A 23,792-nucleotide genomic window follows, 5' to 3' on the forward strand; every position below is an offset into this window, starting at 1 on the left:
TACATCCCGCAGGAGGTAATAATTCCGGGGCGCACTGCTTACTTCTGCCCGTAATAGGCGTTAGGACCGTGCTTACGCATGAAGTGTTTATTCATGAGGAAGCTGTCGATGTGATTGAGTTGTGGATTAATACTGCGCGCAATCCACGCCATTTTCGCCACTTCTTCCATCACTACCGCGTTATGCACCGCGTCGTGGGCATCTTTCCCCCAGGCGAACGGTCCGTGCTGATACACCACAATTCCCGGCGTATGCAGCGGCTCGGCGTTGCCCAGCGTTTCGATAATCACTTTGCCAGTGTTCAGTTCATACTCACCCTGCACCTCTTCTTCGCTTAATCCACGCGTACACGGGATGTCACCAAAGAAGTAGTCAGCGTGCGTGGTGCCTAACGCCGGGATCGCCAGCCCCGCCTGCGCCCATGCGGTAGCATGAGTGGAGTGGGTATGGACAATGCCGCCAAGCGACGGATAACGACGGTAGAGTTCAAGATGCGTCGCGGTGTCGGAAGATGGGCGATACTCCCCTTCCACCACCTTACCGCTCATATCGACCACCACCATATCGTCTGCTTTCATGGTTTCGTAGGCGACGCCGCTGGGCTTGATCACCACCAGCCCGCGTTCGCGGTCGATAGCGCTGACGTTGCCCCAGGTAAAGGTCACCAGCCCATAGCGCGGCAGATCCATGTTGGCTTCAAATACCTGCTGTTTTAGCTTTTGCATTATGCCGCCTCCACCATGCCCGCTTTCGCCATGCGCGCTTTCACCCAATCACGCGCTTTCGCCACTTCTGCCGCCGGGTCTTCCGCCGTTTCGCTCCACATCTCAATCAGGTACGGCCCGCAATAGCCACTCTGTTTGAGCGTTTCGAAACAACGTTCGAAATCCACTACACCTTCGCCAAACGGCACGTTTTTGAAGACGCCAGGTTTGGTGTCTTTCACATGTACCGCGACGATATGCCCGATTCCGGCCTGCAACTCCATCTGCACATCGTTGTCCCACGCCGACAGGTTGCCGATATCCGGGTAGAGCTGGAACCACGGGTTGTTGAGATAGTGCGCGTAACCCAGCGCCTTGCTGATGGAGTTCATCAACGGATAATCCATGATCTCCATCGCCAGCGTCACCTGCGCGCGGCTCGCCATCTCAACGCTCTCTTTCAGGCCGTCACGGAAACGACGACGCGTTTCGTTATTGGCTTCCTGATAGTAAACGTCATAGCCCGCCAGCTGGATCACACGAATGCCGACGTCCTGGGCGAACTGGATAGCTTTACGCATAATCTCCAGCCCCTGCGCCCGCACCGCGTCATCTTCACTGCCCAGCGGGAAACGACGATGAGCAGAAAGGCACATGGACGGCACGCGCACGCCGGTTTCAACAATCGCATTCACCAGCGCCAGACGCTGCTCGCGGCTCCAGTCGAGGCGCGACAGGCGCTCGTCAGTTTCATCTACCGACATCTCGACAAAATCGAAGCCCAACGTTTTTGCCAGTCGCAGGCGTTCCAGCCAGCACTCCCCGGCGGGGAGCGCTTTTTCATAGATGCCAAGCGGGATTTGTTTGGACAACATATCCGCTCCTTAGCCCCACAGTTCGGCGATGGAACGTTTGAACTGACGCGCGGCTTCAACCGGAGAAGCGGCATCACGGATGCTGCGACCGGCGATAAACACATGAATCGGAATACCTTTGAACAGCGGCAGATCTTCCAGCGCCAGGCCACCGGTGACGGTGACTTTGAAGCCCATATCGGAAAGACGTTTGATCGCGGTAATGTCCGCTTCGCCCCACGCTACGCCTGCGGCCTGCGCGTCACGGCTGCGGTGATAAACCACCTGCTGAATGCCTGCGTCACGCCACTGCTGCGCCTGTTCCCAGGTCCAGTAGCCGGTCAATTCGATCTGCACGTCGCCGTTAAACTCTTTTGCTACGTCCAGCGCGCCTTTGGCGGTGTTGATATCCGCACAGCAAATTACCGTCACCCAGTCAGCGTTGGCTTCGAAGCACATACGCGAAAGGATTTTGCCCGCATCAGCAATTTTAGCGTCTGCCAGTACGATTTTGTGCGGGTAGAGCGCTTTCAGGTCACGAACCGCACGCACGCCTTCGCCCACGCACAGAATGGTACCCACTTCGATAATGTCGACTTCTTCGGCAATCAGGCGAGTGGTTTCGTAGGCGCTATCCATAGTCTGGTTGTCCAGCGCGACTTGCAACATCGGTAATGACATCTTCAATTCCTTCTTAAGCTGCCGCGTTGGTGCGGTCAATGAGATCCAGTACTTCCTGCTCGGTACGGCAGGCACGTAAACGGTCGAAATTTTCTTCATCTTCAAACAGGTTGACGATCTGCATGATGCCCACTTCCTGGTGCGTGTTGGCATCGACCGCCGCCATGGTGATGAGGATATCCACCGGGTCGTTATCTTCGTGGTTGAACTCCAGCGGCTTTTTCAGCGTCACCAGCGCAAAACCGGTTTTCTTAACGCCCTCTTCCGGGCGACCGTGCGGCATTGCCAGGCCTGGTGCGAGCACAAAGTACGGACCGTGCTGTTCAACCGCATCCAGAATCGCCTGGTAGTAACGCGGCTCGACAACATCCGCCGCCACCAGCAGGTCAACGCCGATTTTTACTGCGTCCTGCCATGTCTCAGCTTCAGCCTGCAGGCGGATGGATTTATTCTCCGCCAGCGAATCACGTAATTTCATGGCGCGTCCTTACTTCACATCCTGCGGGAAATGCGCTTTGATCACTTCCAGCAGTTTCGGGCCAAAGTCGGCAGGAGAGAGCATGTTGCGCACGCCAACCACGTATTTGTTGCCGGTCACGGTGATTTCGCCCGCAATGTGCGTAGAAGCGATGATGATATCCGCGCCGCTCAACTCGCTTTTGTATTCGCCAACCGCGCAGCTATTTACCGTGTGGTCAATGTTTGATTGGGTTAAAAACTGGTCCACTTTCATCTTCATGATCATGGAACTGCCTTGTCCGTTGCCACACACAGCCAGAATACGTACGGTCATAATCAAAACTCCTTATTAAGCAGACTGTTCTGCCAGTTGTTTTTCTGCATCTTCTTCTGCGCGCAGTGCGCGGCCAGCGAAGAACATATAAGCCAGTGCAATTACAATGATGACGGCCATAAAGGCGATACCGATGGAGAAGAAGCCCTGCATCATCGGCGGTGCCAGAATCGACCAGTCCGCCATGCCCATCCAGGCGCTCATACCGGTGAGTTTCACCGCCCAGACGCAGCCAAAGATTTCAATCATCCCCATCACCAGACATATCTTCAGCGCCGCACGCCAGCCGCCGAAGTGGTTAGCGAACACGCCGATGGTGGCGTTGGAGAAGAACATCGGGATAAAGCCGGGAATAATCAGGATCGAGGAACCGCAGGCGACCAGGATGCCAACCGCAATCAGCTGACCGATGGTGCCCCACATAAAGCCCCAAACCACGGCGTTCGGCGCGAAGCTATAGATAGCCGCACAGTCAATCGCCAGAACCGCACCAGGGATCAGGCGCTGGGAGATACCGTTAAATGCTTCAGAGAGTTCCGCCACAAACATGCGCACGCCCTGAGTGATGATGAAGATCGCCACCGCGAAGGAGAAACCAGTTTGCAGGATGTACACCGTCCAGTTCACTTTGCCTGCCATCGCCTGCACGGTGTCGATACCGAAGGAGAGCAGAATGGCACCAAAGAAGATGGTCATCACAATCGCCGTGGAGACGATGTTGTCGTGGAAAATATTCAGCCAGCCTGGCAGTTTGAGGTCTTCAACGCTTTCCTCTTTTTTGCCGAGGAACGGCGCAACTTTATAGGCAATCCATGATGCAAACTGTTGCTGGTGACCGATGGAGAAACCGCAGCCGTCCGTCACTTCCTGAGTCGGCTTGTACATCATGTTGGAGGTAATGCCCCAGTAGAGCGAAACCAGAATCGCCGTGCAGATAATGGTTGTCCACATGGAGTAGCCGAAAATAAACAACGTAACGGCAATCAGCCCCGCCTGCTGGAACATGATATGACCAGTCAGCATGATGGTACGAATACCGGTAATGCGACGCAGCAGCACGTAACAGATGTTCAGCGCCAGCGCTAACAACACCGCGTAACCTACCCAGCTATAGGCATCACCCATGCGGTCGATGGTTGCCATCATCGACGCGTAAGTATCGGAAATTGCGCCGTTAATGCCGTAGACTTCGGACATTTTCGCCACCACCGGTTTGAAGGTGCTGGTGAGGATGCCGGACCCTGCCTGCAACAACATGAAACCAATTATGGTTTTAATCGTGCCTTTAATAATAACGCTGACACTTTTGCGCAGTAGGATGTAGCCCAGACAGGTCACAATACCCAGCAACAACGGGGCATTGGTCATGACCTGGTTAAAAAACACGGTAAAGATGTTGTAGAGGATCTCCATAACGATCTCCTGAAGAAGAGGTAACCGGGTATTCCACACACCCGGAATGTTGTGCACTCACTCTAATTTTCAAAAGTAATCACAACAAGATTATTTATGATTAAATGTGACGCGACCCGCAAATAATTCCACATGGATAGAATGGGATTCACACAACGAAACAACTATTCATTTAAATTCATTTAGTTAATTGAATTACACATTCCATTAAATCTTTCCACACTCAAAATCAACAACCACTTCCCTGGCAAAAAGTCAAAAAATGGTCATTGCCTTCCTGAAAAAATAGTGTCAGGATTAATCAAAACCAATCACATATTGATTCGAATTGAACTATCATGAAGGTAAATGGCGATGAGTAAAGTGAAAAGTATCACCCGAGAATCCTGGATCCTGAGCACTTTCCCGGAGTGGGGTAGCTGGCTGAATGAAGAAATTGAACAAGAGCAGGTCGCCCCTGGCACATTTGCGATGTGGTGGCTAGGCTGCACCGGGATCTGGTTGAAATCAGAAGGTGGCACCAACGTTTGCGTTGATTTCTGGTGCGGCACTGGCAAACAAAATCACGGTAACCCGTTAATGAAACAGGGTCACCAGATGCAGCGCATGGCTGGCGTGAAAAAACTGCAGCCAAACCTACGCACCACCCCGTTTGTTCTTGATCCGTTTGCGATTCGCCAGATCGACGCGGTACTGGCGACTCACGATCACAACGATCATATCGACGTTAACGTCGCTGCTGCCGTGATGCAGAACTGTGCTGATGACGTACCATTCATTGGACCGAAAACCTGCGTTGATTTGTGGATTGGCTGGGGCGTACCGAAAGAGCGTTGCATCGTGGTCAAACCGGGCGATGTTGTAAAAGTGAAAGACATTGAAATTCATGCGCTTGACGCTTTCGACCGTACTGCACTGATCACCCTGCCTGCCGATCAAAAAGCGGCTGGCGTACTGCCGGACGGCATGGACGATCGCGCGGTGAACTATCTGTTCAAAACGCCTGGCGGCTCCCTGTATCACAGCGGCGACTCCCACTACTCTAACTATTATGCGAAGCACGGTAACGAACATCAGATCGATGTGGCGTTAGGATCGTATGGTGAGAACCCGCGCGGTATTACCGACAAAATGACCAGCGCCGATATGCTGCGTATGGGTGAAGCCCTGAATGCGAAAGTGGTTATCCCGTTCCACCACGACATCTGGTCAAACTTCCAGGCCGATCCGCAAGAGATCCGCGTGCTGTGGGAGATGAAAAAAGATCGTCTGAAGTATGGCTTCAAGCCGTTTATCTGGCAGGTTGGCGGCAAATTTACCTGGCCGCTGGATAAAGACAACTTCGAGTACCACTATCCGCGCGGTTTCGATGATTGCTTCACTATTGAACCGGATCTGCCGTTCAAGTCATTCCTGTAATCTGTCGTTTATACCGGATAGCGTGGAGAAGTTCGCGCTATCCGGCGTAGTATTTCCTGGCTATTTCAAATATCATCTAAAAAAATCAAATTTTATCGGAATAGCTCATGACTGAAGCACAAAGACATCAAATCCTCCTGGAAATGCTCGCACAATTGGGCTTTGTGACCGTTGAGAAAGTCGTTGAGCGTCTGGGAATTTCGCCTGCCACTGCGCGACGCGATATCAATAAACTTGACGAAAGCGGCAAACTGAAAAAAGTGCGCAATGGCGCAGAAGCTATTACCCAGCAGCGCCCGCGCTGGACGCCGATGAATCTGCATCAGGCGCAGAATCACGATGAAAAAGTACGTATTGCTAAAGCGGCCTCGCAGCTGGTTAATCCGGGCGAAAGCGTAGTCATCAACTGCGGCTCCACCGCGTTTCTGCTTGGGCGGGAAATGTGTGGCAAGCCAGTGCAAATCATCACTAATTATCTACCGCTGGCAAATTACCTGATCGATCAAGAACATGACAGCGTGATCATTATGGGCGGACAGTACAACAAAAGTCAGTCCATCACTTTAAGCCCGCAGGGCAGCGAAAACAGTCTCTATGCCGGGCACTGGATGTTTACCAGCGGCAAAGGACTGACCGCAGAAGGGTTGTATAAAACCGATATGCTGACGGCAATGGCAGAGCAGAAGATGCTGAGCGTGGTAGGGAAACTGGTGGTACTGGTTGATAGCAGTAAGATTGGCGAACGCGCGGGAATGCTTTTTAGCCGTGCCGATCAAATCGATATGCTTATCACCGGCAAAAATGCTAACCCGGAAATCCTGCAACAACTGGAAGCGCAAGGGGTCAGCATTCTGCGAGTTTAAAGATGCTGGCGGAAAAATGTCACGGCAGCATCTAACGCCTCAGGCGTAATGCGGTGACGCACGCCTGGCTGCCATGAACAGGTTAGCAGTTTATCCCGTCCCGTCTCGCTTAAGGCCTGCTGCAAACGTAGTGATTCATCGGCAGGCACAACGTCATCGTCGAGGCCATGCCACAGCAGTAGAGGTCTGTCACCAAGTTGTTCCAGGTGGTTTGTCGCTTCCCACTCTGCCAGCGGCGCGACAATGTTATTGAATTCATTCTGCTGTGCTGCCGTTTCAGGTATCAGCGGTGGAAACAGTGAACGGGCGAGCGATGTAAAATAGCCCGATCCCATCATGCTGGCGGTACATTTCACCGTGGGGTGGCGAGCGGTAATTCCCAGTGCCGTCATCGCGCCCATCGACGCGCCACCGACTGCCAGACGGTCATCAAGCAGCCAGTTTTCTTCGGCTATTGCCGCACGTAAAGTAGTGAATTCCTGCATACTTTGTAGCAAGATTTGCCAGAATTGATTTAACCGCCGCGCTGCGTCACCACTAAAACGGCTACCGTGATCGGGCGCATCCGGCATGATCACCCGCAAACCAGCCTGCGCCAGCGCAACGGCAAAATAGCTATACACCAGACTGGATGAAGTAAAGCCGTGATAAAAAATTACGCACGGTAACGGGGTATCTTTTTGCCCGACAGGATAAGCATGAAGAACGGGAATATCTGTCAGCTCGCGTGATTCTATTTCAATCATCTGTCTCTCCTTTTTGTCTGGTATGACATGAAGAAATCCTTAGCACAAGTTTCTGCTGGCGGTATTAGTTCATAATGTTGAGATGTGGGTTACGCTTTCGTCACGTTTTCATTCGAAAATCGCGTACCAGGTAACAATTCGGGAACATTCCCCCAAAGTTAAATTAATAAGGCACTACACTATGGTTAGCAGGAAACGTAATAGCGTTATTTACCGGTTTGCCAGTTTATTATTGGTGTTGATGTTAAGTGCCTGTAGCGCACTGCAAGGTACGCCACAGCCAGCACCGCCAGTAACGGACCATCCGCAAGAGATTCGCCGCGACCAGACGCAAGGGTTACAGCGAATAGGTAGCGTAAGCACGATGGTTCGGGGTTCTCCGGATGACGCATTAGCAGAAATCAAAGCGAAAGCTGTCGCTGCAAAAGCTGATTATTACGTTGTCGTCATGGTGGACGAAACCATCGTGACAGGACAGTGGTATTCACAAGCCATTTTGTACCGTAAATAAATCAGACAACTTACATAGTCAGCTTTACATTGCTTTGCGTCCCTATGCGTTTACCTGTGCACAATAAATTACCGGCTGGAAGCCTGGGCGTTTATTACCGCGATGGAATGCCCTGCAACATGTGGGGAAACGAAAAATGGAGCTGACGATGAAACAATTACTTGCCTCACCCTCGCTGCAATTAGTGACTTATCCTGCGAGCGCCACGGCACAGTCTGCAGAATTCGCCAGTGCTGACTGCGTGACGGGCCTGAATGAAATAGGTCAGATCTCAGTTAGCAATATTTCAGGGGATCCGCAGGACGTGGAACGTATCGTGGCGTTAAAGGCCGATGAACAAGGTGCGTCATGGTACCGCATTATTACCATGTACGAAGACCAGCAGCCTGATAACTGGCGCGTACAGGCGATACTGTATGCATGAGTGTTATCTACAGCAAATGAACAATGCCGGATGCGGCGCGAGCGCCTTGTCCGGCCTACAATTTTCGCATATTTCATTGAGTTAATCGAAACCAGCGTCGCATCAGTCGTATACGCTTACACACACACTCCCCCCGTCGCCCGCAGCAATAAATCATTCTGGATCTGCTCTGACAGCCGTATGCCGCCGCGCGTATCTAACATCACCTGACACCACGCCTGCGCCATTGGCGGAGAGGCATATTTCAACATTTGCGCACCGCAGCCCAGCAGGAATAGCTGATGAGTAATCTCTCGCCCCAGTTCTTCAGCTGGCTTGCGCAGCTGCTGCTGTAAACGACGAACCGCGCGATCAAAATAGCGATCCTGCCCTTTCACTTCCACAAATGCTTCCGACAATAAGTCGTATACGCCCGCTTGCTTATTGAGAACGCGCAACACATCCAGGCACATAATATTGCCGGAACCTTCCCAAATGCTGTTTACCGGCATCTCCCGGTAAAGCCGCGGCAGCTCGCTCTCCTCGCAATAACCAATGCCGCCCAGCACCTCCATCGCTTCGGCCACAAACGGCATACCTCGTTTGCAGATCACAAATTTTGCCGCAGGCGTAAATAAACGCGCCCACAGAGCTTCTTTGGCATCGGCGCGCCGGTCCCACGCTCGCGCAAGACGAAACAGCAACGCCGTTTGCCCTTCAAGCTGAAGTGCCATGCGACTTAAGACATGACGCATAAGGGGCTGTTGGATCAATGGATTACCAAAAACATGGCGTTGATGCGCATGATAAATCGCCAGCGAGAACGCACGGCGCATCATGGCATGGCTACCCAGGGCGCAATCAAAACGCGTCATCCCACCCATTTTCAGGATCAGACGAATTCCTTCCCCTTCCTGCCCCAACAACCAGCCAATGGCATCCTGAAACTCCACTTCGCAACTGGCGTTAGAGCGATTACCCAGCTTATCTTTCAGCCGCTCGAGGCGAATCGCGTTGCGTTGCCCGTCAGGCAAAAAGCGCGGCACAAAAAAGCAGGACAGACCACCCGCGGTCTGCGCCAGCACCAGATGCGCATCGCTTTGCGGAACCGAGAAAAACCATTTATGCCCCACCAGCCGATAAGAGCCATCTTCCAGACGCTCTGCACGGGTGGTGTTGCTCATAACATCGGAACCGCCCTGCTTTTCCGTCATTCCCATGCCAATCAACAAACCGCGTTTTTGCCCACCTGGCAATAAGTGAGAATCGTAGCGATCGCTCAATAGCGGCGTGGTCCAGTCCTGAAACGGCGCGGGTAACATCTGTAACAACAATGGCGTGGCGGCAAAGGTCATGGTTATCGGACATAACGACCCTGCCTCAACCTGCGCATGTAACATAAAACGCGCCGCGCGCGCCACAAATGCGCCGGAGCGAGCGTCTTCTTCCCAGGCAAGATTGTGCACCCGATTGGTACATAGCGCCTGCATCAGCAGGTGCCAGGCGGGGTGAAAACGCACATCGTCCAGACGGCGTCCTTGCGCATCGTAGCGCAATAATTCAGGCGGATTCACATTCGCCAGCCGCCCCAGTTCAAGGGATTCAGCCGTTCCTAACTGCTGACCAATACTGGCTAGAAAATCGCTATCCCAGCCAGCACCTTCACGCGTTACCGCTTCGCAGAGCGCGCCATCAGACAGGTATAAGTTGCTGTTATTTAATGGTATAGGTTGATTAAAAACGGTGTGAGTTTGCCAGTGCACTGTGTCTCCCTCCATCAATGGCAGTCACCATTAGTATGGTCACTGCCATGGATTCCTGACAGAAAGAGATTGCTAAAACATTCTTAGCCAGCAATGTAATGCGGAACGAAACGAGAGGTGTCTTTGGTGATCAGCGTGTTATCTTCACGGATCCCCATTCCGCACGCTTCATCATCGACAATCCAGCTACCGATGAGTGTGTAGCTATCGCCAAATCGCGGCAGAGGTTGAAACGCCTGGTAGATCATCGGTTCATCGGCGTAATCACCATCAGCGTGGTCAACGACGTTATTCTGACCGTCGAAAATGGTGACGTTTCCGCCTTCGCGCGAGTAGATCGGTTTACGCACATAGCTTTCGCCAGCGGCAATCTGCGATTTTTCACCCTCAAACCAGGATGCAAGAAGGTTAGGATGACCAGGGAAGAAGCGCCAAAGCAGCGGCATTAGCCCTTTATTACTCAAGATACTTTTCCATAACGGCTCCACCCATTGCTCGCGACGCTTGCGCAGCAGCGGACCGTTATCGTCACGCATCATCCACTCCAGCGGATACAGCTTAAATGCACGCTGGATGACATTATCATCAAGATCGGTCAGTACGCCGCCGACGCCCAAACCGAGATCTTCAATGTAGATAAACCGCGACTCCTGCCCTGCCTGCTGGGCGCAGTCCTGCAAGTACAGCACGGTAGTCCTGTCTTCATCGGTGTCCTGACAGCAGCAAAAATAAAACGGTTCCCGACTGTAAAGCTCACTAAAGCGCGAAATCAGGCGTTCCTGAATGGCATTGTACTGATCGGCATCACGCGGAATAATGCCGCTGCGCCGGGCATCCTCCAGCCACAGCCACTGGAAATAAGCCGACTCATACAACGAGGTCGGCGTATCGGCGTTGTACTCCAGCAGCTTCACCGGCGCATTGCCACACCAGGCAAAATCCATCCGGCCATACAGCGAAGGATCGCGTGCGCGCCAGCTTTCGGCGATCACATCCCAGTACAACGGCGGGATCGCCAGTTGCGTCAGGATCTCTTCGTCTTTAACCGCGCGATCCACCACCTCAAGGCACATCTGATGCAGTTCCGCAGTCGGTTTTTCGATCTGCTCTTCAATCTGGCGCAGAGTAAAACGGTAAGCCCGACTCTCGTCCCAATAGATTTCATTGTCGATGATATGAAAGTCGAAACCGTTGTTAGCGGCGATCTGGTCCAGATCCCGTCGCACAGGAACGTTGTGTCTCAGCATGATTAGCCTCCCCAATGCCCACGGGCGCTGGAAGAACGACCATAGCCGCCGCGCGAAACGGTTGACGCTTTTTTGGTGGTAAAGCCGCCTGAAGAGTAAGACTCTTTTTTGCCAGAACCGGAGCGCCAGGAGTAATCACCGGAAGTGTTGCGCCAGACGGGGCGGGAAGCAAATGAGGATCCGCCGCTGTTATAGACGAACGGCTCATCGCGATCTTTACGAATAACTCGGCTTAACAAAAATCCAGAAACGACCGGGATCCAACTCTGTTCAACATTGTCGTAGTAGCAATTTTCGTACTTAGACTGACAGTTCTGCTGAGTCATATTCTTCGGAACATCGGCATAAAATGCCGCTTTGGCGTTGTTCCAGCCACGCGCGCAAATGTCGGCATTATTACCGTCATCAATACAATCCTGCACTGTCGAATAAAACGTTCCGTCGCCGTCGTTATCGACATCGCCACTTTCACTCCATCCTTTGACTATTAAAAAAACGGCACCGCCCATTAGCACCAACGTTAAGTATTTTTGTGCGTAGCGATTGCGGCGCGGCTCAAAAGGATTATGCGGTCTTCCAATGCGACTGATCGCTCCGTGACCAATTTTACTGTTATTTCTTGATTTGCGTTTTCTGGCCATGATCGTCCATTACCATGTCATACAAGCTGCGTTAAAAATACCACCAGCCAGTGCGGCGGTTCCCATAAACATTCCTGCTGCGGTATTGTGATTAATAATTTTTTCGCTTAATGCGGGCATATAAAGTCTGACACCAGCAAAAACGAGTAACTGAATCACCAGTGCAATCCCGCCCCAGGCGAAATAGTCTGGAATACTCACCGCATTGATTGCCGCACTGGATAAGGGGATCACGTAACCGAACAATGTACCGCTGAATGCCAGTGACGCCGCGGTATTATTGTTTTTGATTAATTGCCATTCGTTGTGCGGTGTAATTTTGGAGTAGATAAACAGAAAAATAATCACCATAGCCACGCCAATAAAAAAATAGGCACTAAAGGCAAGAAGTGAATCCAGTATATGCATTGTAAACGTCCTTGTAATTAACCAATAATATGAAGTGATGTCAGCGGGATATCGACACCCAACGCGCGCGAAAATAACCACTCTGGCTCGCCGAGATCGTTAAAAGATTCCTCACCATTTAACAGCAAATATTCGTAAGTATCTTCGGTTACTTGGCGTTGGTAGCCCATGGTAAAATTATGGACCTCCCATTTGGCATGGTTTTGATTTTCTACTTTTTCCAGCATGTAGACGGGTTCGATATTTCCCGGTTCTTCGCTGTTAAAAAATCGCTGCCAGCGTTTTTCCTGCCAGTTTAAGATCATTGCCCCCATCACTTTGGCGTTGATCGCCTCGCGCCAGTGACTCTCTTTACTGATACCGTAGCTCTCTTCATAGACAAAGAGCTTGATATCATCAATGTCATCAATATCTTCGCCGCCGGTGGTATTGATTTGCAGAAATTCATCGCCTGAAGTGTAGTAGCGGAAAATCTGACTACCGCCGCCCAGATCGATGTGGCTGACAGCGGCTACCGTAAATTCCTCACCCGGCAGCGCAATCAGCAATTCATCTTCCAGCAAACGAAACGCTAACGTGTCGAGCGTAAAGCCACTATTGAGATGAAGTCCCAGCGGACCGCGAGCGATAGCAGGCTTATTATCCTTGCCAAACAGACGCTGGAAAAAACCAGACATATTTTATCCTTAAAATAGTTGCCAGCCTTTTAGCGAGGCTGGCAAAAAAATTACTCGCCCTGTTGGCGTTGCAGTCTTGCTAATACATCCTGGGCGCTACTTTTATTGCTACCGCCAATTCCGGCTTCCGCCAGCTTTTCATCAAGATCGCGACCGTCTGCGACTTTTTCCAACTGTGCAGCAGCATCCAGGCGAGCCTGACGTTCGGCCTGACGCGTTTGCAGGCGTTTTAAGGATTCTGCCGCTGTCGAAACGCTGGAAGATGCGCCAACGGTAGAGGTTGTTACAGCCTGTTGTGCACGCTGCATGGCTTCAGTGGCTTTAACGACTTCCATTTGCTGCTCAAACTGAGCGATACGCTGCGCTGTCGCTGTAACTGCTTTTTCCACGCCATCACGGGAGACTTCCAGATTCGACAACACTTGCTCTTCAGCGGTAATGAGATTCTCAAGGCGCGCGATTTCTTCAGCAACTTCGTTAATCAACGACGGATTAACGTTCTTGCTTAACGCTTCCAGCGCACGGGCTTCCAGACTGGCTTTGCGCTCACGTAAATCTTTCAGCTTATCGTGACTTAATTTCACCCGCGCCAGCAGATCAACGCGAGATTTTCCGGCTTTATCGAGTTCAGCTTTAGCGTCACGAATATGCTGTTCCAGCATGCGCACGCCCTGGGTTTCTTCAATGGATTCTTCCGCCTGGGAGATAAACGATTTCCCCAGCGTAAATAAACTTTTTAAAATTCCCATAAATACCCGTCCTTGTAATTAGTGTGAATATTCTTCTGTAATTTCAGCCAGATCCAATGCGTTATCTACCAGCGAGGTTATCTCAAGCAGGATATCTTCAAGAGAAGATTTAAGCGATAACGCCCCGAAAACAATGTAATACTCTTCCTGTTGCACGCTGGAGATTCCTACCGATGACAACGGCATCATCTTCTGATTTCTTAATAAGAAGGTATTAAATTCATCTGGATTGCTGATACTACTTACCGGACAAATAAAGGTTTCGATAATCATTTGGCGGGAAGTAAAAAGAATATTGATTTGCAAATCGCCATAATCATTCATTTTAATAATTAATGCGCTCTCGCTATTTGTCACATCAATATTTTGTTCAGGTACAGTTTGCAGCGCCGTCGCCAGCGCCAACGGATTCCATGTCATATATTATTCCATATAGATTTAGTTTAAATATTAATAAAATGAATATTTGCAGTACGTAATTATCTTACCAGCTATAGACAAAAAAAAACCATCCAAATCTGGATGGCTTTTCATAATTCAGACGAACTAGCTGCGCTGACGAACCGCTTCAAATAAGCAAATTCCGGTTGCAACCGAAACGTTCAGGGAAGAAACACTTCCTGCCATTGGGATGCTGATCAACTCATCGCAATGTTCACGGGTCAGGCGACGCATACCTTCACCTTCCGCGCCCATCACCAGCGCCAGGCGTCCGGTCATTTTGCTCTGATAGAGTGTATGATCCGCCTCGCCTGCCGTACCGACGATCCAGATATTCTCTTCCTGCAACATACGCATGGTGCGCGCAAGGTTAGTCACCCGAATCAGTGGAACGCTTTCTGCCGCGCCGCAGGCTACTTTTTTCGCCGTAGCGTTGAGCTGTGCGGAGCGATCTTTCGGCACAATCACCGCGTGAACGCCAGCAGCGTCCGCGCTACGCAGGCACGCGCCGAGGTTGTGCGGATCGGTTACACCGTCGAGGATCAGCAGGAACGGTTGATCGAGCGAAGCGATCAGATCCGGCAGATCATTTTCCTGATACTGACGTCCTGGCTTCACGCGGGCGATAATGCCCTGATGCACGGCACCGTCGCTTTTCTCGTCGAGATATTGGCGGTTTGCCAACTGGATAACCACGCCCTGAGACTCAAGGGCGTGAATCAGCGGTAACAGACGTTTATCTTCACGGCCTTTTAAAATAAAGACTTCCTGAAAACGTTCAGGGGCGCGCTCCAGCAGGGCCTGCACTGCGTGGATGCCGTAAATCATTTCGCTCATTAATGTACTCGTTGTTTACGTTTTGCCTGATGCACTACGTTTATCCGGCCTACATGATCTCTGCAATATATTGAATTTGCGTGATTATGTAGGCCGGATAAGGCGTTCACGCCGCATCCGGCATGAACAAAGCGCATTTTGTCAGCAATCTAACCCTCTTCTTTTAAAGAGGGTATTGATCACTCTGCCACTTTTTTCTTCGCCGCACGCTTCGCTTTGGTCGCTGCGGCTATTTTCTGCGTTTTCGCCGATGGTTTTTTCGCTTTTCTCGCGTCTTTCTTCGCCGCTTTCGGCTTCGTTTTTTTCTCACCGCGGAAGGCGCTGTCTGGCTCAAAGTTTACCTTTTTACCGACCTGACGACGCTTGCCGCCTTTTTTGCCTGCATCGCCTTTTTTCGCTTTCTCGCGCGCCGTTTTACCGACGTTGCGCGGTGCGCGTTCACTGGAGATCAGACTAAAGTCGATTTTGCGCTCGTCCATATTAACCGCTTCGACGCGAACTTCCACGCGATCGCCCAGGCGATAAGTCTGGCCGCTGGATTCCCCCATCAGGCGTTGCCCTACCTGGTCAAAGCGATAGTAGTCATTGTCCAGCGAAGAGACATGGACCAGACCATCAATGAACAAGTCGTCCAGACGGACGAAGAAGCCAAAGCCAGTGACGCTGGAAATTACGCCTTTAAAGACGTTACCTACCTGGTCGAGCATGAAGTCACACTTCAGCCAGTCAGCGACATCGCGCGTTGCTTCGTCGGCACGACGTTCCGCCATCGAACAGTGCTGACCCAGTTGCAACATCTCTTCCATCGAATAATGGTAGCCGCCGGTTTCAGTGGTGTTGCCCTGATGCCCCTGCTCTTTCGCCAGCAGATATTTAATGGCGCGGTGCAGCGTCAGGTCAGGATAACGACGAATCGGCGAAGTAAAGTGCGCATAGGACTGCAATGCCAGACCGAAGTGACCACGGTTTTCTGGATCGTAAATCGCCTGTTTCATCGAGCGTAGCAGCATGGTTTGCAGCATTTCTGCATCAGGACGGTCGGCAACCGACTCCAGCAGTTCCGCGTAGTCACGCGGTTCCGGCTTGTTACCACCCGGCAGCTCCAGCCCCAGCTCCGCCAGCACTGAACGGAAAGAGGTAATCGCTTCGGTGCTCGGCTTGTCGTGAATACGGAACAGTGCCGGTTCTTTCGCTTTCTCAACGAAACGCGCCGCCGAGATATTCGCCAGAATCATGCACTCTTCAATTAATTTGTGCGCGTCGTTACGCTGGGTCTGTTCGATACGTTCAATACGGCGTTCAGCGTTGAAAATGAACTTCGCTTCTTCGCTCTCAAATGAGATCCCACCGCGTTCTTCACGGGCTTTATCCAGCACTTTATAGAGGTTATGCAACTCTTCGAGATGCTTAACCAGCGGGGCGTACTGCTCGCGCAGATCCTGATCGCCCTGCAGAATATGCCAGACTTTGGTGTAGGTCAGACGCGCGTGAGAGCTCATCACCGCTTCGTAGAATTTGTAGCCCGTCAGGCGGCCTTTCGACGAAACCGTCATCTCGCACACCATACACAGGCGGTCTACCTGCGGGTTGAGCGAGCACAGGCCGTTAGAGAGCACTTCCGGCAGCATCGGGATAACCTGCGAAGGGAAGTACACCGACGTACCACGGTTACGCGCTTCTCTGTCCAGCGGCGTTGGCGGACGCACATAGTAGCTGACGTCGGCAATCGCGACCCATAAACGCCAGCCGCCGCCGCGTTTTTTCTCGCAGTAAACTGCATCGTCAAAGTCACGGGCGTCTTCGCCATCAATGGTGACCAGCGGTAAATCGCGCAAATCGACACGGCCCGCTTTTGCTTCTTCCGGCACTTCTTCTTTCAGCCCGGCAACCTGTTGCTCAACAGCCTGCGGCCAGATGTACGGAATTTCATGGGTACGCAGAGCGATATCAACCGCCATGCCGGTGCCCATATTGTCGCCCAGCACTTCGACGATTTTACCCACCGCTTTGGTGCGGCGAGTCGGACGCTGAGTCAGTTCGACTACGACCACAAAGCCCATCCGCGCGCCCATGATCTGATCGGGCGGGATTAAGATATCGAAGCTCAGACGGCTATCGTCAGGAACCACAAAGCCGACGCCCGCTTCAGTAAAGTAGCGACCAACAATCTGGCTGGTTTTTGGCACCAGTACGCGGACAATACGCGCTTCACGACGACCTTTACGGTCAGCGCCCAGCGGCTGCGCCAGCACCTGATCGCCATGAATGCAGGTTTTCATCTGCTCGCTGGAGAGATACAAATCATCTTTACGCCCTTCAACCCGCAGAAAGCCGTAGCCATCACGGTGGCCAATAACGGTACCTTTCACCAGGTCGAGGCGTTCCGGCAGCGCATAGCACTGACGACGAGTGAAGACCAGTTGACCATCGCGCTCCATCGCGCGCAGGCGGCGACGCAGGCCTTCAAGCTGCTCTTCGCCTTCAATGTGCAGTTCTACCGCCAGCTCATCACGGCTGGCCGGTTTTTCACGTTTGGTTAAATGTTCGAGGATAAATTCCCGACTAGGGATGGGATTCGCGTATTTTTCAGCTTCGCGTTCCTGGAAAGGATCTTGTGACATCTCGGTTCCTCCGTTGTCATCTCTGATGAAGATTTTCGTCACTCCACCAGCAATAATTTATAAAGCGGTTGATTCTCTTCAACCAAATCGGCAAGCGTGTAGTTATCCAGTTCCGTAAGAAAACTTTGCACGGCCTTAGAAAGCGCCTGTTTCAACCGACAGGCAGGTGTAATGTGGCAAAACTCACTGCTGCAATTCACCAGCGATAAGGGCTCCAGCTCGCGCACCACATCACCAATACGTATCGCACTCGCCGATTTACCCAGGCGAATGCCGCCATTTTTTCCACGAACAGCAGTCACGTAGCCGGCACGACTAAGTTGATTGATTATTTTGACCATATGATTACGGGAGACGCCGTAGACGTCAGTCACTTCAGAAATACTGGTCATCCGCCCTTCTGGCAATGACGCCATGTAGATCAGCGCACGTAATCCGTAATCAGTGAAACTCGTTAACTGCACATCAACCTCAAAAGGGAAATCGGGAAAAAATACATTTATATTGATGATAAACCAGCCACAAGCTGTGTCGCTAATTTATTTCAGTTCGGGGAAGGAAAAAAGCGAGGATTTAACACTGTGTCGGATAGCGTAATGGCTTAACCGACACAGCAATGTATCACACTGTTAGCCCGGCAGGCAAAATATCTGCCAGGCGTACCAGAATTACGCGTCGAACGGATCGCGCAGAATCATGGTTTCAGTACGATCCGGACCGGTAGAGATGATATCGATCGGCACACCAGTCAGCTCTTCAATACGCTTGATGTAGTTCAGCGCCGCCTGCGGCAGACCGCTACGATCTTTCACGCCGAAGGTGGATTCAGACCAGCCCGGCATGGTTTCGTAAATCGGCTCTACACCTTTCCAGTCGTCAGCTGCCAGCGGAGTGGTAGTCACTTCGCGACCATCCGGCATACGGTAAGCCACGCAGAGTTTAACCTCTTTCAGGCCATCCAGAACGTCCAGTTTAGTCAGGCAGAAGCCAGACAGGGAGTTCAGCTGTACCGCACGACGAACGGCAACGGTGTCCAGCCAGCCGGTACGACGACGACGACCCGTAGTTGCGCCGAATTCGTTACCCTGCTTGCAGAGGAACTCGCCAGTTTCATCAAACAGTTCGGTCGGGAAAGGACCTGCACCTACACGAGTTGAGTAAGCTTTGAGGATACCCAGAACGTAATCAACATAACGCGGGCCCAGGCCGGAACCGGTCGCCACGCCACCAGCAGTGGTGTTGGAAGAAGTTACGTACGGATAAGTACCGTGGTCGATATCCAGCAGCGTACCCTGCGCACCTTCAAACATGACGAAATCGCCACGCTGACGCGCCTGGTCGAGCAGGTCAGAAACGTCAACCACCATAGAAGTCAGGATGTCGGCAACAGCCATCGTATCATCCAGAACTTTCTGGTAATCAACCGCTTCAGCTTTGTAGTAGTTAACCAACTGGAAGTTGTGATATTCCATCACTTCTTTCAGTTTTTCAGCGAAGGTTTCTTTGTCGAAAAGGTCGCCAACACGCAGACCGCGACGTGCTACTTTATCTTCATAAGCAGGCCCGATACCACGACCGGTGGTGCCGATCGCTTTCGCGCCACGCGCTTTCTCACGCGCGTTATCCAGCGCAACGTGATAATCAAGGATCAGCGGACATGCTTCAGACAGCAGCAGACGCTCACGAACGGGGATGCCACGGTCTTCCAGTTCTTTCATCTCTTTCATCAGCGCGGCCGGAGACAGCACAACACCGTTACCGATGATGCTGGTTACATTCTCGCGGAGAATACCTGATGGAATAAGATGGAGAACGGTTTTTTCACCGTTGATTACGAGAGTATGGCCTGCGTTGTGACCGCCCTGGTAGCGTACAACATATTTAGCCCGTTCAGTCAGAAGATCGACGATCTTACCTTTACCTTCGTCACCCCATTGGGTGCCCAGTACGACGACGTTGTTACCCATTTTTCAAAATCACCGTTTGCTTAAAAATGGATTCTACCATCGCTTTTTCAGAGTTACAGCACTTTTTGCACTCAAAAATGACCTCGATCAGTCTGTTTTTTGTTCAGCCAATCGTTTTCCTCAACATGTAGTAGACCACAACGCCCGCAACCACAAGTCCACCGCCAAAACGACGTAAAATATTATCGGGCAAATTGGTCATCGCAGAGATCATCTTCTTCCATGCCTTCGGGTAAAGCATCGGCCCTAAACCCTCTAGTACCAAAACCAGGGCAAGCGCCAGCCAGATTGTCGAATTCATTCATTATCCTTATAGAAAAAGAAAACCACCGACATCCCTGAGGATGCGGTGGCTTTAATGACCTGTACCGCAGTCGTTATATTAACGCGTTGCGGAAGTCGGCGTCTTCATGTAGCGGAAGAAATCGCTATCCGGGCTCATGACCATCACGTCCTGATTGCCAGAGAAGCTGTTCTCATAAGCACGCAGGCTACGGATGAATGCGTAGAAGTCCGGATCTTTACTGAATGCATCAGCAAACAGTTTGGCTGCTTCGGCATCGCCTTCACCACGCATGATGCGGCCCTGACGCTCAGCTTCTGCCAGCGTTCTGGTCACTTCATAGTCGGCAGTCGCGCGCAGTTTTTCCGCTTCTTCCTGACCTTGTGAACGGTGACGACGCGCTACCGCTTCACGCTCGGCGCGCATACGGTTGTAGATCGCTTCAGACACTTCTGTCGGCAGGTTGATCTGCTTAATTCGCACATCGACAACCTCAATACCCAGCGCCGCCATACTGTTCGGGTTGATGACCGGAACTTTGCCCTTCGTCTCAGCCGTTACGCGCTCTGCCGCTTCGGCAATGGCGTTATCCGCTGCCGGGGTAGTAACTTCATCTTCTGTACCCGCAGAACCGGAGTTCAGCGCGTCACGTACTTCGAGGGTCAGACGACCACGGGAATCGGTGACGATGTCTTTCACGTCCAGGCGACCAATTTCAGAACGCAGACGGTCAGAGAACTTACGTTTCAACAGCACTTCCGCTTGCGAAATGTCGCCACCACCCGTTGCCAGGTAGTAACGGCTGAAATCGCTGATGCGCCATTTGATGTAAGAATCGACGATCAGGTCTTTCTTCTCTTTGGTCACAAAGCGGTCGGCCTGGTTGTCCATGGTCTGAATACGTGCGTCGAGCATTTTCACCGTTTCAATGAACGGTATCTTGAAATGCAGACCAGGCTCATAAACCAAAGGTTTGTTGTCATCGTCACGCAGTACCTTACCAAAACGCAGCGTAATACCGCGCTCACCTTCTTTGACGACAAAGACAGACATGTAAAGCACTACCAGCACGATGATGATAATCGCGATAACTGACTTACGCATCGTTATTCCCCCTGACGCTGGTAGTCGTTACGCTGCGCGTTGGCGCGGCGTTGGTCCATAATATCGCCCTGACTGGTGGACGACGTGTTGCTTGCTCCACTGGTTGTGGAGGAAGAGGCTGGCGGCAAACGCAGCAGATTTCTGGCACCGTTATCGCTCTTCGCCGCAGGGGCGTTACCACCTTTCAGCATCTGGTCTAACGGCAGAACCATCAGGTTGCCACCTTTATCGTTAACCAGCACTTTGCGGGTGTTACCCAACACTTTTTCCATCGTCTCGATATACAGACGCTCGCGAGTAATTTCCGGCGCGGCTTTATATTCCGGCAGAAGTTTAGCAAAGCGCGCCACTTCACCCTGAGCTTCCAGGATGGTCTGGGCCTTGTACGCACGCGCCTCTTCGAGGATACGTTGCGCCTGACCGTTCGCACGCGGCTGAACTTCGTTGGTATACGCTTCTGCTTCACGAATGTATTGCTGTTCGTTTTCACGCGCGGCAATCGCATCGTCAAACGCCGCTTTTACTTCTTCCGGCGGACGAGCAGCCTGGAAGTTGACGTCCAGCAGAGTGATGCCCATGTCATACGGACGGATAGTCTCTTCCAGTTCGCGCTGAGTATCGCTACGAATCACGGTACGACCTTCCGTCAGAATGCGGTCCATGGTGTATTTACCGATAACCCCGCGCAGGGCGCTGTCGGTAGCCTGACGCAGACTGTCATCCGGGCTGGTCACGCTATACAGATATTTTTCCGGATTGGTAACGCGGTACTGCACGTTCATCTCAACGCGCACTACGTTCTCGTCCGACGTCAACATCACACCGGAAGCGGCCAGTTCACGCACGGCTTCCACGTTTACCGGTTTGACTTCGTCGATAAACGTCGGTTTCCAGTTCAGACCCGGCTCAACCAGATGGCTGAATTTACCAAAGCGTGTTACCACGCCGCGTTCGGCTTCTTTAATGGTATAGAAACCACTGGCCGCCCAGATAATGACAATCGCTGCCGCTGCGATGGTAACGACACGACCGCCAAGCTGCGGGCGCGGGCCTTGCGATGAACTGCCACCGCCAGATCCGGTGCCTTTACCGCCGCCCAGACCACCGAGCTTTTTGCTCAGTTTGCGGAAGATATCATCTAAATCAGGTGGCCCTTGATCGCGACCGCCTTTGTTTCCATTTCCCTCAGAGTTGCCGCCAGGTTTGCTGCTTCCCCACGGGTCGCGGTCTTGTCCGTTATTACCGGGCTGATTCCACGCCATGTTTGTGCTCCATATTTGTTATGCGGTGATCCCTGTTGTCTTTCGACGCCAGAGGATATGACTCCACGCTTCAGACGCTACGCCGTTAGATCAGGTAATCGATCAACGCCGGTTCTTGTTTACAGAGGCGACGCCAGTCAACGATCGGCATACGAACTTGCAGACTTACGCTGCCGTCCTCCTCCATCCACTCTTTTTCTATTGCCTGAAGCTGATAAAAACGACTTCTCAGACGCCCTTCCTGCGGCGGCAAACGCAATGTATGCTGCGCCACCTCGCCGGAAAGCCGCTCCGTCAAAGCCTGAAAAAGCTGTGGTATCCCCGCTCCGGTCTGTGCGGAAAGCCAGACACGGATCGGTTTGTTCTCTTCGTCCCGATCAATACGCGGTTCGAAATCTTCCAGCATATCGATCTTGTTCATCACCAGCAGGGTTGGGATCTCGTGAGCGTCGATCTCTTCAAGAACCGTATTCACCGCTTCGATGTTTTCTTGTACACGCACATCCGCCGCATCAATGACGTGCAGCAGTAATGTGGCTTGCCGCGTCTCTTGTAACGTGGCTTTAAATGCCGCCACCAGATCGTGCGGCAGGTGGCGAATAAACCCTACGGTATCTGCAAGTACGGTTTCACCGACATCTGCAACGTCAATACGCCGCAACGTCGGGTCGAGGGTGGCAAACAACTGGTCTGCCGCGTAGACCCGCGCTTCGGTGATGCGATTGAAAAGGGTAGATTTACCGGCGTTGGTATATCCCACCAGCGAAACAGTAGGAACGTCGGCTTTGATACGCGATTGCCGCCCCTGCTCACGCTGCTTTTCAACTCTTTCCAGGCGTGACTGTATCTGCACGATGCGATTACGCAACAAACGACGGTCGGTTTCGAGCTGGGTTTCACCCGGACCACGCAAACCTATCCCGCCTTTCTGTCTTTCAAGGTGGGTCCAGCCACGCACCAGGCGCGTAGCCAGATGGCGCAGCTGCGCCAGCTCAACCTGCAACTTACCCTCATGGGTACGCGCACGTTGGGCGAAAATATCTAAAATAAGGCCGGTGCGGTCGATAACACGACACTCGCACAAACGCTCCAGGTTACGCTCTTGCGCCGGGCTCAGGGCATGGTCAAAAAGAACGACCGAAGCACCCGTCGCTTTGACAGCTTCCGCAATTTCAACTGCTTTACCTTCACCTACAAAATACTTTGGGTGCGGCGCTTTACGGCTACCGGTAATCACCTGCAATGCTTCGACACCGGCGGAAGAGACCAGAGATTCAAACTCCTGGAGGTCTTCCATATCTTTGTCTTGCGTAAAATAGATGTGTACCAGTACCGCCTGCTCACCAGCATCATAACGGTCAAACAAGCGTATAACCCTCTAAATAGATCAGCGGGGAACGCAGGA

26 protein-coding genes are annotated in these 23,792 nt (G+C 52.0%); 4 read left to right on the forward strand and 22 right to left on the reverse strand.

The window, feature by feature from the left end:
• Nucleotides 1–38: 38 nt before the first annotated feature.
• From ulaF to ulaA, 6 genes are read right to left on the reverse strand one after another with little or no spacing between them, the layout of a single operon-like run.
• Nucleotides 39–725: an L-ribulose-5-phosphate 4-epimerase UlaF gene (gene ulaF, locus HGD79_RS13040; protein ID WP_001170812.1), complete on the reverse strand. Its 687-nt coding sequence runs from the start codon at nt 723–725 to the stop codon at nt 39–41.
• Nucleotides 725–1,579, reverse strand: coding sequence for an L-ribulose-5-phosphate 3-epimerase UlaE (gene ulaE / locus HGD79_RS13045; RefSeq protein WP_000949539.1), 855 nt, complete (start codon nt 1,577–1,579; stop codon nt 725–727). Before ulaE ends, ulaF begins: the two co-directional genes overlap by 1 nt.
• Before the next feature lie 9 nt (nt 1,580–1,588).
• Nucleotides 1,589–2,239 carry a 3-keto-L-gulonate-6-phosphate decarboxylase UlaD gene (ulaD, locus tag HGD79_RS13050; protein WP_000056760.1) on the reverse strand — a complete coding sequence of 217 codons (651 nt, stop codon included), beginning with the start codon at nt 2,237–2,239 and terminating at the stop codon, nt 1,589–1,591.
• 13 nt (nt 2,240–2,252) lie between these two features.
• Nucleotides 2,253–2,717: a PTS ascorbate transporter subunit IIA gene (ulaC, locus tag HGD79_RS13055; RefSeq protein ID WP_000776505.1), complete on the reverse strand. Its 465-nt coding sequence runs from the start codon at nt 2,715–2,717 to the stop codon at nt 2,253–2,255.
• 9 nt (nt 2,718–2,726) lie between these two features.
• On the reverse strand, nt 2,727–3,032 hold the full coding sequence (gene ulaB, locus HGD79_RS13060) for a PTS ascorbate transporter subunit IIB (protein ID WP_000218360.1): 306 nt from the start codon (nt 3,030–3,032) through the stop codon (nt 2,727–2,729).
• A 15-nt stretch (nt 3,033–3,047) separates the two neighbouring features.
• Complete coding sequence (gene ulaA, locus HGD79_RS13065) at nt 3,048–4,445, reverse strand: PTS ascorbate transporter subunit IIC (RefSeq protein ID WP_001300695.1); 1,398 nt, start codon at nt 4,443–4,445, stop codon at nt 3,048–3,050.
• A 354-nt stretch (nt 4,446–4,799) separates the two neighbouring features.
• Here ulaA and ulaG point away from each other — a divergent pair, with 354 nt between their 5' ends.
• Together ulaG and ulaR are read left to right on the forward strand one after the other, a co-directional pair.
• A complete protein-coding gene (gene ulaG, locus HGD79_RS13070; protein ID WP_168848417.1) occupies nt 4,800–5,864 on the forward strand; it encodes an L-ascorbate 6-phosphate lactonase in 1,065 nt (354 codons plus the stop codon).
• 107 nt (nt 5,865–5,971) lie between these two features.
• A complete protein-coding gene (gene ulaR / locus HGD79_RS13075; protein WP_000133631.1) occupies nt 5,972–6,727 on the forward strand; it encodes an HTH-type transcriptional regulator UlaR in 756 nt (251 codons plus the stop codon).
• Here the strand turns inward: ulaR and yjfP are convergent.
• Complete coding sequence (yjfP, locus tag HGD79_RS13080) at nt 6,724–7,473, reverse strand: esterase (protein WP_168848418.1); 750 nt, start codon at nt 7,471–7,473, stop codon at nt 6,724–6,726. The genes ulaR and yjfP overlap by 4 nt on opposite strands.
• Nucleotides 7,474–7,654: 181 nt before the next feature.
• Here yjfP and bsmA point away from each other — a divergent pair, with 181 nt between their 5' ends.
• Together bsmA and yjfN are read left to right on the forward strand one after the other, a co-directional pair.
• Nucleotides 7,655–7,984 carry a biofilm peroxide resistance protein BsmA gene (bsmA, locus tag HGD79_RS13085; protein ID WP_000254633.1) on the forward strand — a complete coding sequence of 110 codons (330 nt, stop codon included), beginning with the start codon at nt 7,655–7,657 and terminating at the stop codon, nt 7,982–7,984.
• Between the two features lie 148 nt (nt 7,985–8,132).
• The gene (gene yjfN, locus HGD79_RS13090; protein WP_000811566.1) at nt 8,133–8,408 is read left to right on the forward strand and encodes a DUF1471 family protease activator YjfN; all 276 of its coding nucleotides are present in this window, start codon (nt 8,133–8,135) and stop codon (nt 8,406–8,408) included.
• A gap of 116 nt (nt 8,409–8,524) precedes the next feature.
• On the opposite strand, the gene HGD79_RS13095 is transcribed toward yjfN, so the two are convergent.
• The 15 genes from HGD79_RS13095 to hflX all read right to left on the reverse strand — a co-directional run bounded on the left by HGD79_RS13095 (nt 8,525) and on the right by hflX (nt 23,753).
• Nucleotides 8,525–10,150, reverse strand: coding sequence for an isovaleryl-CoA dehydrogenase (locus HGD79_RS13095; RefSeq protein ID WP_096147610.1), 1,626 nt, complete (start codon nt 10,148–10,150; stop codon nt 8,525–8,527).
• A gap of 83 nt (nt 10,151–10,233) precedes the next feature.
• Nucleotides 10,234–11,397: a glutathionylspermidine synthase family protein gene (locus HGD79_RS13100; RefSeq protein ID WP_000943992.1), complete on the reverse strand. Its 1,164-nt coding sequence runs from the start codon at nt 11,395–11,397 to the stop codon at nt 10,234–10,236.
• A gap of 2 nt (nt 11,398–11,399) precedes the next feature.
• Nucleotides 11,400–12,038: a DUF1190 domain-containing protein gene (locus tag HGD79_RS13105; protein ID WP_000101649.1), complete on the reverse strand. Its 639-nt coding sequence runs from the start codon at nt 12,036–12,038 to the stop codon at nt 11,400–11,402.
• Nucleotides 12,039–12,047: 9 nt separating this feature from the next.
• Entirely contained in the window at nt 12,048–12,446 is a 399-nt protein-coding gene (locus HGD79_RS13110; protein WP_000547755.1) for a DUF350 domain-containing protein, read from the reverse strand.
• Nucleotides 12,447–12,463: 17 nt separating this feature from the next.
• Nucleotides 12,464–13,123: a YjfK family protein gene (locus tag HGD79_RS13115; RefSeq protein ID WP_000012553.1), complete on the reverse strand. Its 660-nt coding sequence runs from the start codon at nt 13,121–13,123 to the stop codon at nt 12,464–12,466.
• 50 nt (nt 13,124–13,173) lie between these two features.
• Nucleotides 13,174–13,872, reverse strand: a complete 699-nt coding sequence (locus tag HGD79_RS13120) for a PspA/IM30 family protein (RefSeq protein ID WP_000511955.1) — start codon at nt 13,870–13,872, stop codon at nt 13,174–13,176.
• An 18-nt stretch (nt 13,873–13,890) separates the two neighbouring features.
• Nucleotides 13,891–14,292 (reverse strand): DUF2170 family protein, encoded by a 402-nt coding sequence (locus HGD79_RS13125; protein WP_000220137.1) that lies wholly within the window; start codon nt 14,290–14,292, stop codon nt 13,891–13,893.
• A 126-nt stretch (nt 14,293–14,418) separates the two neighbouring features.
• Nucleotides 14,419–15,150 carry a 23S rRNA (guanosine(2251)-2'-O)-methyltransferase RlmB gene (gene rlmB / locus HGD79_RS13130; RefSeq protein ID WP_001293282.1) on the reverse strand — a complete coding sequence of 244 codons (732 nt, stop codon included), beginning with the start codon at nt 15,148–15,150 and terminating at the stop codon, nt 14,419–14,421.
• A gap of 179 nt (nt 15,151–15,329) precedes the next feature.
• Nucleotides 15,330–17,771, reverse strand: a complete 2,442-nt coding sequence (gene rnr / locus HGD79_RS13135; protein WP_000076316.1) for a ribonuclease R — start codon at nt 17,769–17,771, stop codon at nt 15,330–15,332.
• Nucleotides 17,772–17,809: 38 nt separating this feature from the next.
• Nucleotides 17,810–18,235: a nitric oxide-sensing transcriptional repressor NsrR gene (gene nsrR, locus HGD79_RS13140; protein WP_001177644.1), complete on the reverse strand. Its 426-nt coding sequence runs from the start codon at nt 18,233–18,235 to the stop codon at nt 17,810–17,812.
• A 204-nt stretch (nt 18,236–18,439) separates the two neighbouring features.
• Nucleotides 18,440–19,738 carry an adenylosuccinate synthase gene (gene purA / locus HGD79_RS13145; RefSeq protein WP_000527955.1) on the reverse strand — a complete coding sequence of 433 codons (1,299 nt, stop codon included), beginning with the start codon at nt 19,736–19,738 and terminating at the stop codon, nt 18,440–18,442.
• A gap of 103 nt (nt 19,739–19,841) precedes the next feature.
• Nucleotides 19,842–20,039, reverse strand: coding sequence for a DUF2065 domain-containing protein (locus HGD79_RS13150; RefSeq protein ID WP_001089295.1), 198 nt, complete (start codon nt 20,037–20,039; stop codon nt 19,842–19,844).
• Between the two features lie 81 nt (nt 20,040–20,120).
• Complete coding sequence (gene hflC, locus HGD79_RS13155) at nt 20,121–21,125, reverse strand: protease modulator HflC (protein ID WP_001232412.1); 1,005 nt, start codon at nt 21,123–21,125, stop codon at nt 20,121–20,123.
• A 2-nt stretch (nt 21,126–21,127) separates the two neighbouring features.
• Nucleotides 21,128–22,387 (reverse strand): FtsH protease activity modulator HflK, encoded by a 1,260-nt coding sequence (gene hflK, locus HGD79_RS13160; protein ID WP_063115851.1) that lies wholly within the window; start codon nt 22,385–22,387, stop codon nt 21,128–21,130.
• 85 nt (nt 22,388–22,472) lie between these two features.
• Nucleotides 22,473–23,753, reverse strand: a complete 1,281-nt coding sequence (gene hflX, locus HGD79_RS13165; RefSeq protein WP_000460360.1) for a ribosome rescue GTPase HflX — start codon at nt 23,751–23,753, stop codon at nt 22,473–22,475.
• Nucleotides 23,754–23,792: the final 39 nt, after the last annotated feature.

The sequence above is a fragment of the Escherichia sp. SCLE84 genome (genome assembly GCF_012584495.1).
In the GTDB taxonomy this organism is placed as follows: domain Bacteria; phylum Pseudomonadota; class Gammaproteobacteria; order Enterobacterales; family Enterobacteriaceae; genus ECMA0423.

Bases quoted from the DNA above. Each gene is read 5' to 3' on its own strand.
- ulaF (WP_001170812.1), bottom strand. From the start codon at position 725: ATGCAAAAGCTAAAACAGCAGGTATTTGAAGCCAACATGGATCTGCCG.
- ulaE (WP_000949539.1), bottom strand. From the start codon at position 1,579: ATGTTGTCCAAACAAATCCCGCTTGGCATCTATGAAAAAGCGCTCCCC.
- ulaD (WP_000056760.1), bottom strand. From the start codon at position 2,239: ATGTCATTACCGATGTTGCAAGTCGCGCTGGACAACCAGACTATGGAT.
- ulaC (WP_000776505.1), bottom strand. From the start codon at position 2,717: ATGAAATTACGTGATTCGCTGGCGGAGAATAAATCCATCCGCCTGCAG.
- ulaB (WP_000218360.1), bottom strand. From the start codon at position 3,032: ATGACCGTACGTATTCTGGCTGTGTGTGGCAACGGACAAGGCAGTTCC.
- ulaA (WP_001300695.1), bottom strand. From the start codon at position 4,445: ATGGAGATCCTCTACAACATCTTTACCGTGTTTTTTAACCAGGTCATG.
- ulaG (WP_168848417.1), top strand. From the start codon at position 4,800: ATGAGTAAAGTGAAAAGTATCACCCGAGAATCCTGGATCCTGAGCACT.
- ulaR (WP_000133631.1), top strand. From the start codon at position 5,972: ATGACTGAAGCACAAAGACATCAAATCCTCCTGGAAATGCTCGCACAA.
- yjfP (WP_168848418.1), bottom strand. From the start codon at position 7,473: ATGATTGAAATAGAATCACGCGAGCTGACAGATATTCCCGTTCTTCAT.
- bsmA (WP_000254633.1), top strand. From the start codon at position 7,655: ATGGTTAGCAGGAAACGTAATAGCGTTATTTACCGGTTTGCCAGTTTA.
- yjfN (WP_000811566.1), top strand. From the start codon at position 8,133: ATGAAACAATTACTTGCCTCACCCTCGCTGCAATTAGTGACTTATCCT.
- HGD79_RS13100 (WP_000943992.1), bottom strand. From the start codon at position 11,397: ATGCTGAGACACAACGTTCCTGTGCGACGGGATCTGGACCAGATCGCC.
- HGD79_RS13105 (WP_000101649.1), bottom strand. From the start codon at position 12,038: ATGGCCAGAAAACGCAAATCAAGAAATAACAGTAAAATTGGTCACGGA.
- HGD79_RS13110 (WP_000547755.1), bottom strand. From the start codon at position 12,446: ATGCATATACTGGATTCACTTCTTGCCTTTAGTGCCTATTTTTTTATT.
- HGD79_RS13115 (WP_000012553.1), bottom strand. From the start codon at position 13,123: ATGTCTGGTTTTTTCCAGCGTCTGTTTGGCAAGGATAATAAGCCTGCT.
- HGD79_RS13120 (WP_000511955.1), bottom strand. From the start codon at position 13,872: ATGGGAATTTTAAAAAGTTTATTTACGCTGGGGAAATCGTTTATCTCC.
- HGD79_RS13125 (WP_000220137.1), bottom strand. From the start codon at position 14,292: ATGACATGGAATCCGTTGGCGCTGGCGACGGCGCTGCAAACTGTACCT.
- rlmB (WP_001293282.1), bottom strand. From the start codon at position 15,150: ATGAGCGAAATGATTTACGGCATCCACGCAGTGCAGGCCCTGCTGGAG.
- rnr (WP_000076316.1), bottom strand. From the start codon at position 17,771: ATGTCACAAGATCCTTTCCAGGAACGCGAAGCTGAAAAATACGCGAAT.
- purA (WP_000527955.1), bottom strand. From the start codon at position 19,738: ATGGGTAACAACGTCGTCGTACTGGGCACCCAATGGGGTGACGAAGGT.
- HGD79_RS13150 (WP_001089295.1), bottom strand. From the start codon at position 20,039: ATGAATTCGACAATCTGGCTGGCGCTTGCCCTGGTTTTGGTACTAGAG.
- hflC (WP_001232412.1), bottom strand. From the start codon at position 21,125: ATGCGTAAGTCAGTTATCGCGATTATCATCATCGTGCTGGTAGTGCTT.
- hflK (WP_063115851.1), bottom strand. From the start codon at position 22,387: ATGGCGTGGAATCAGCCCGGTAATAACGGACAAGACCGCGACCCGTGG.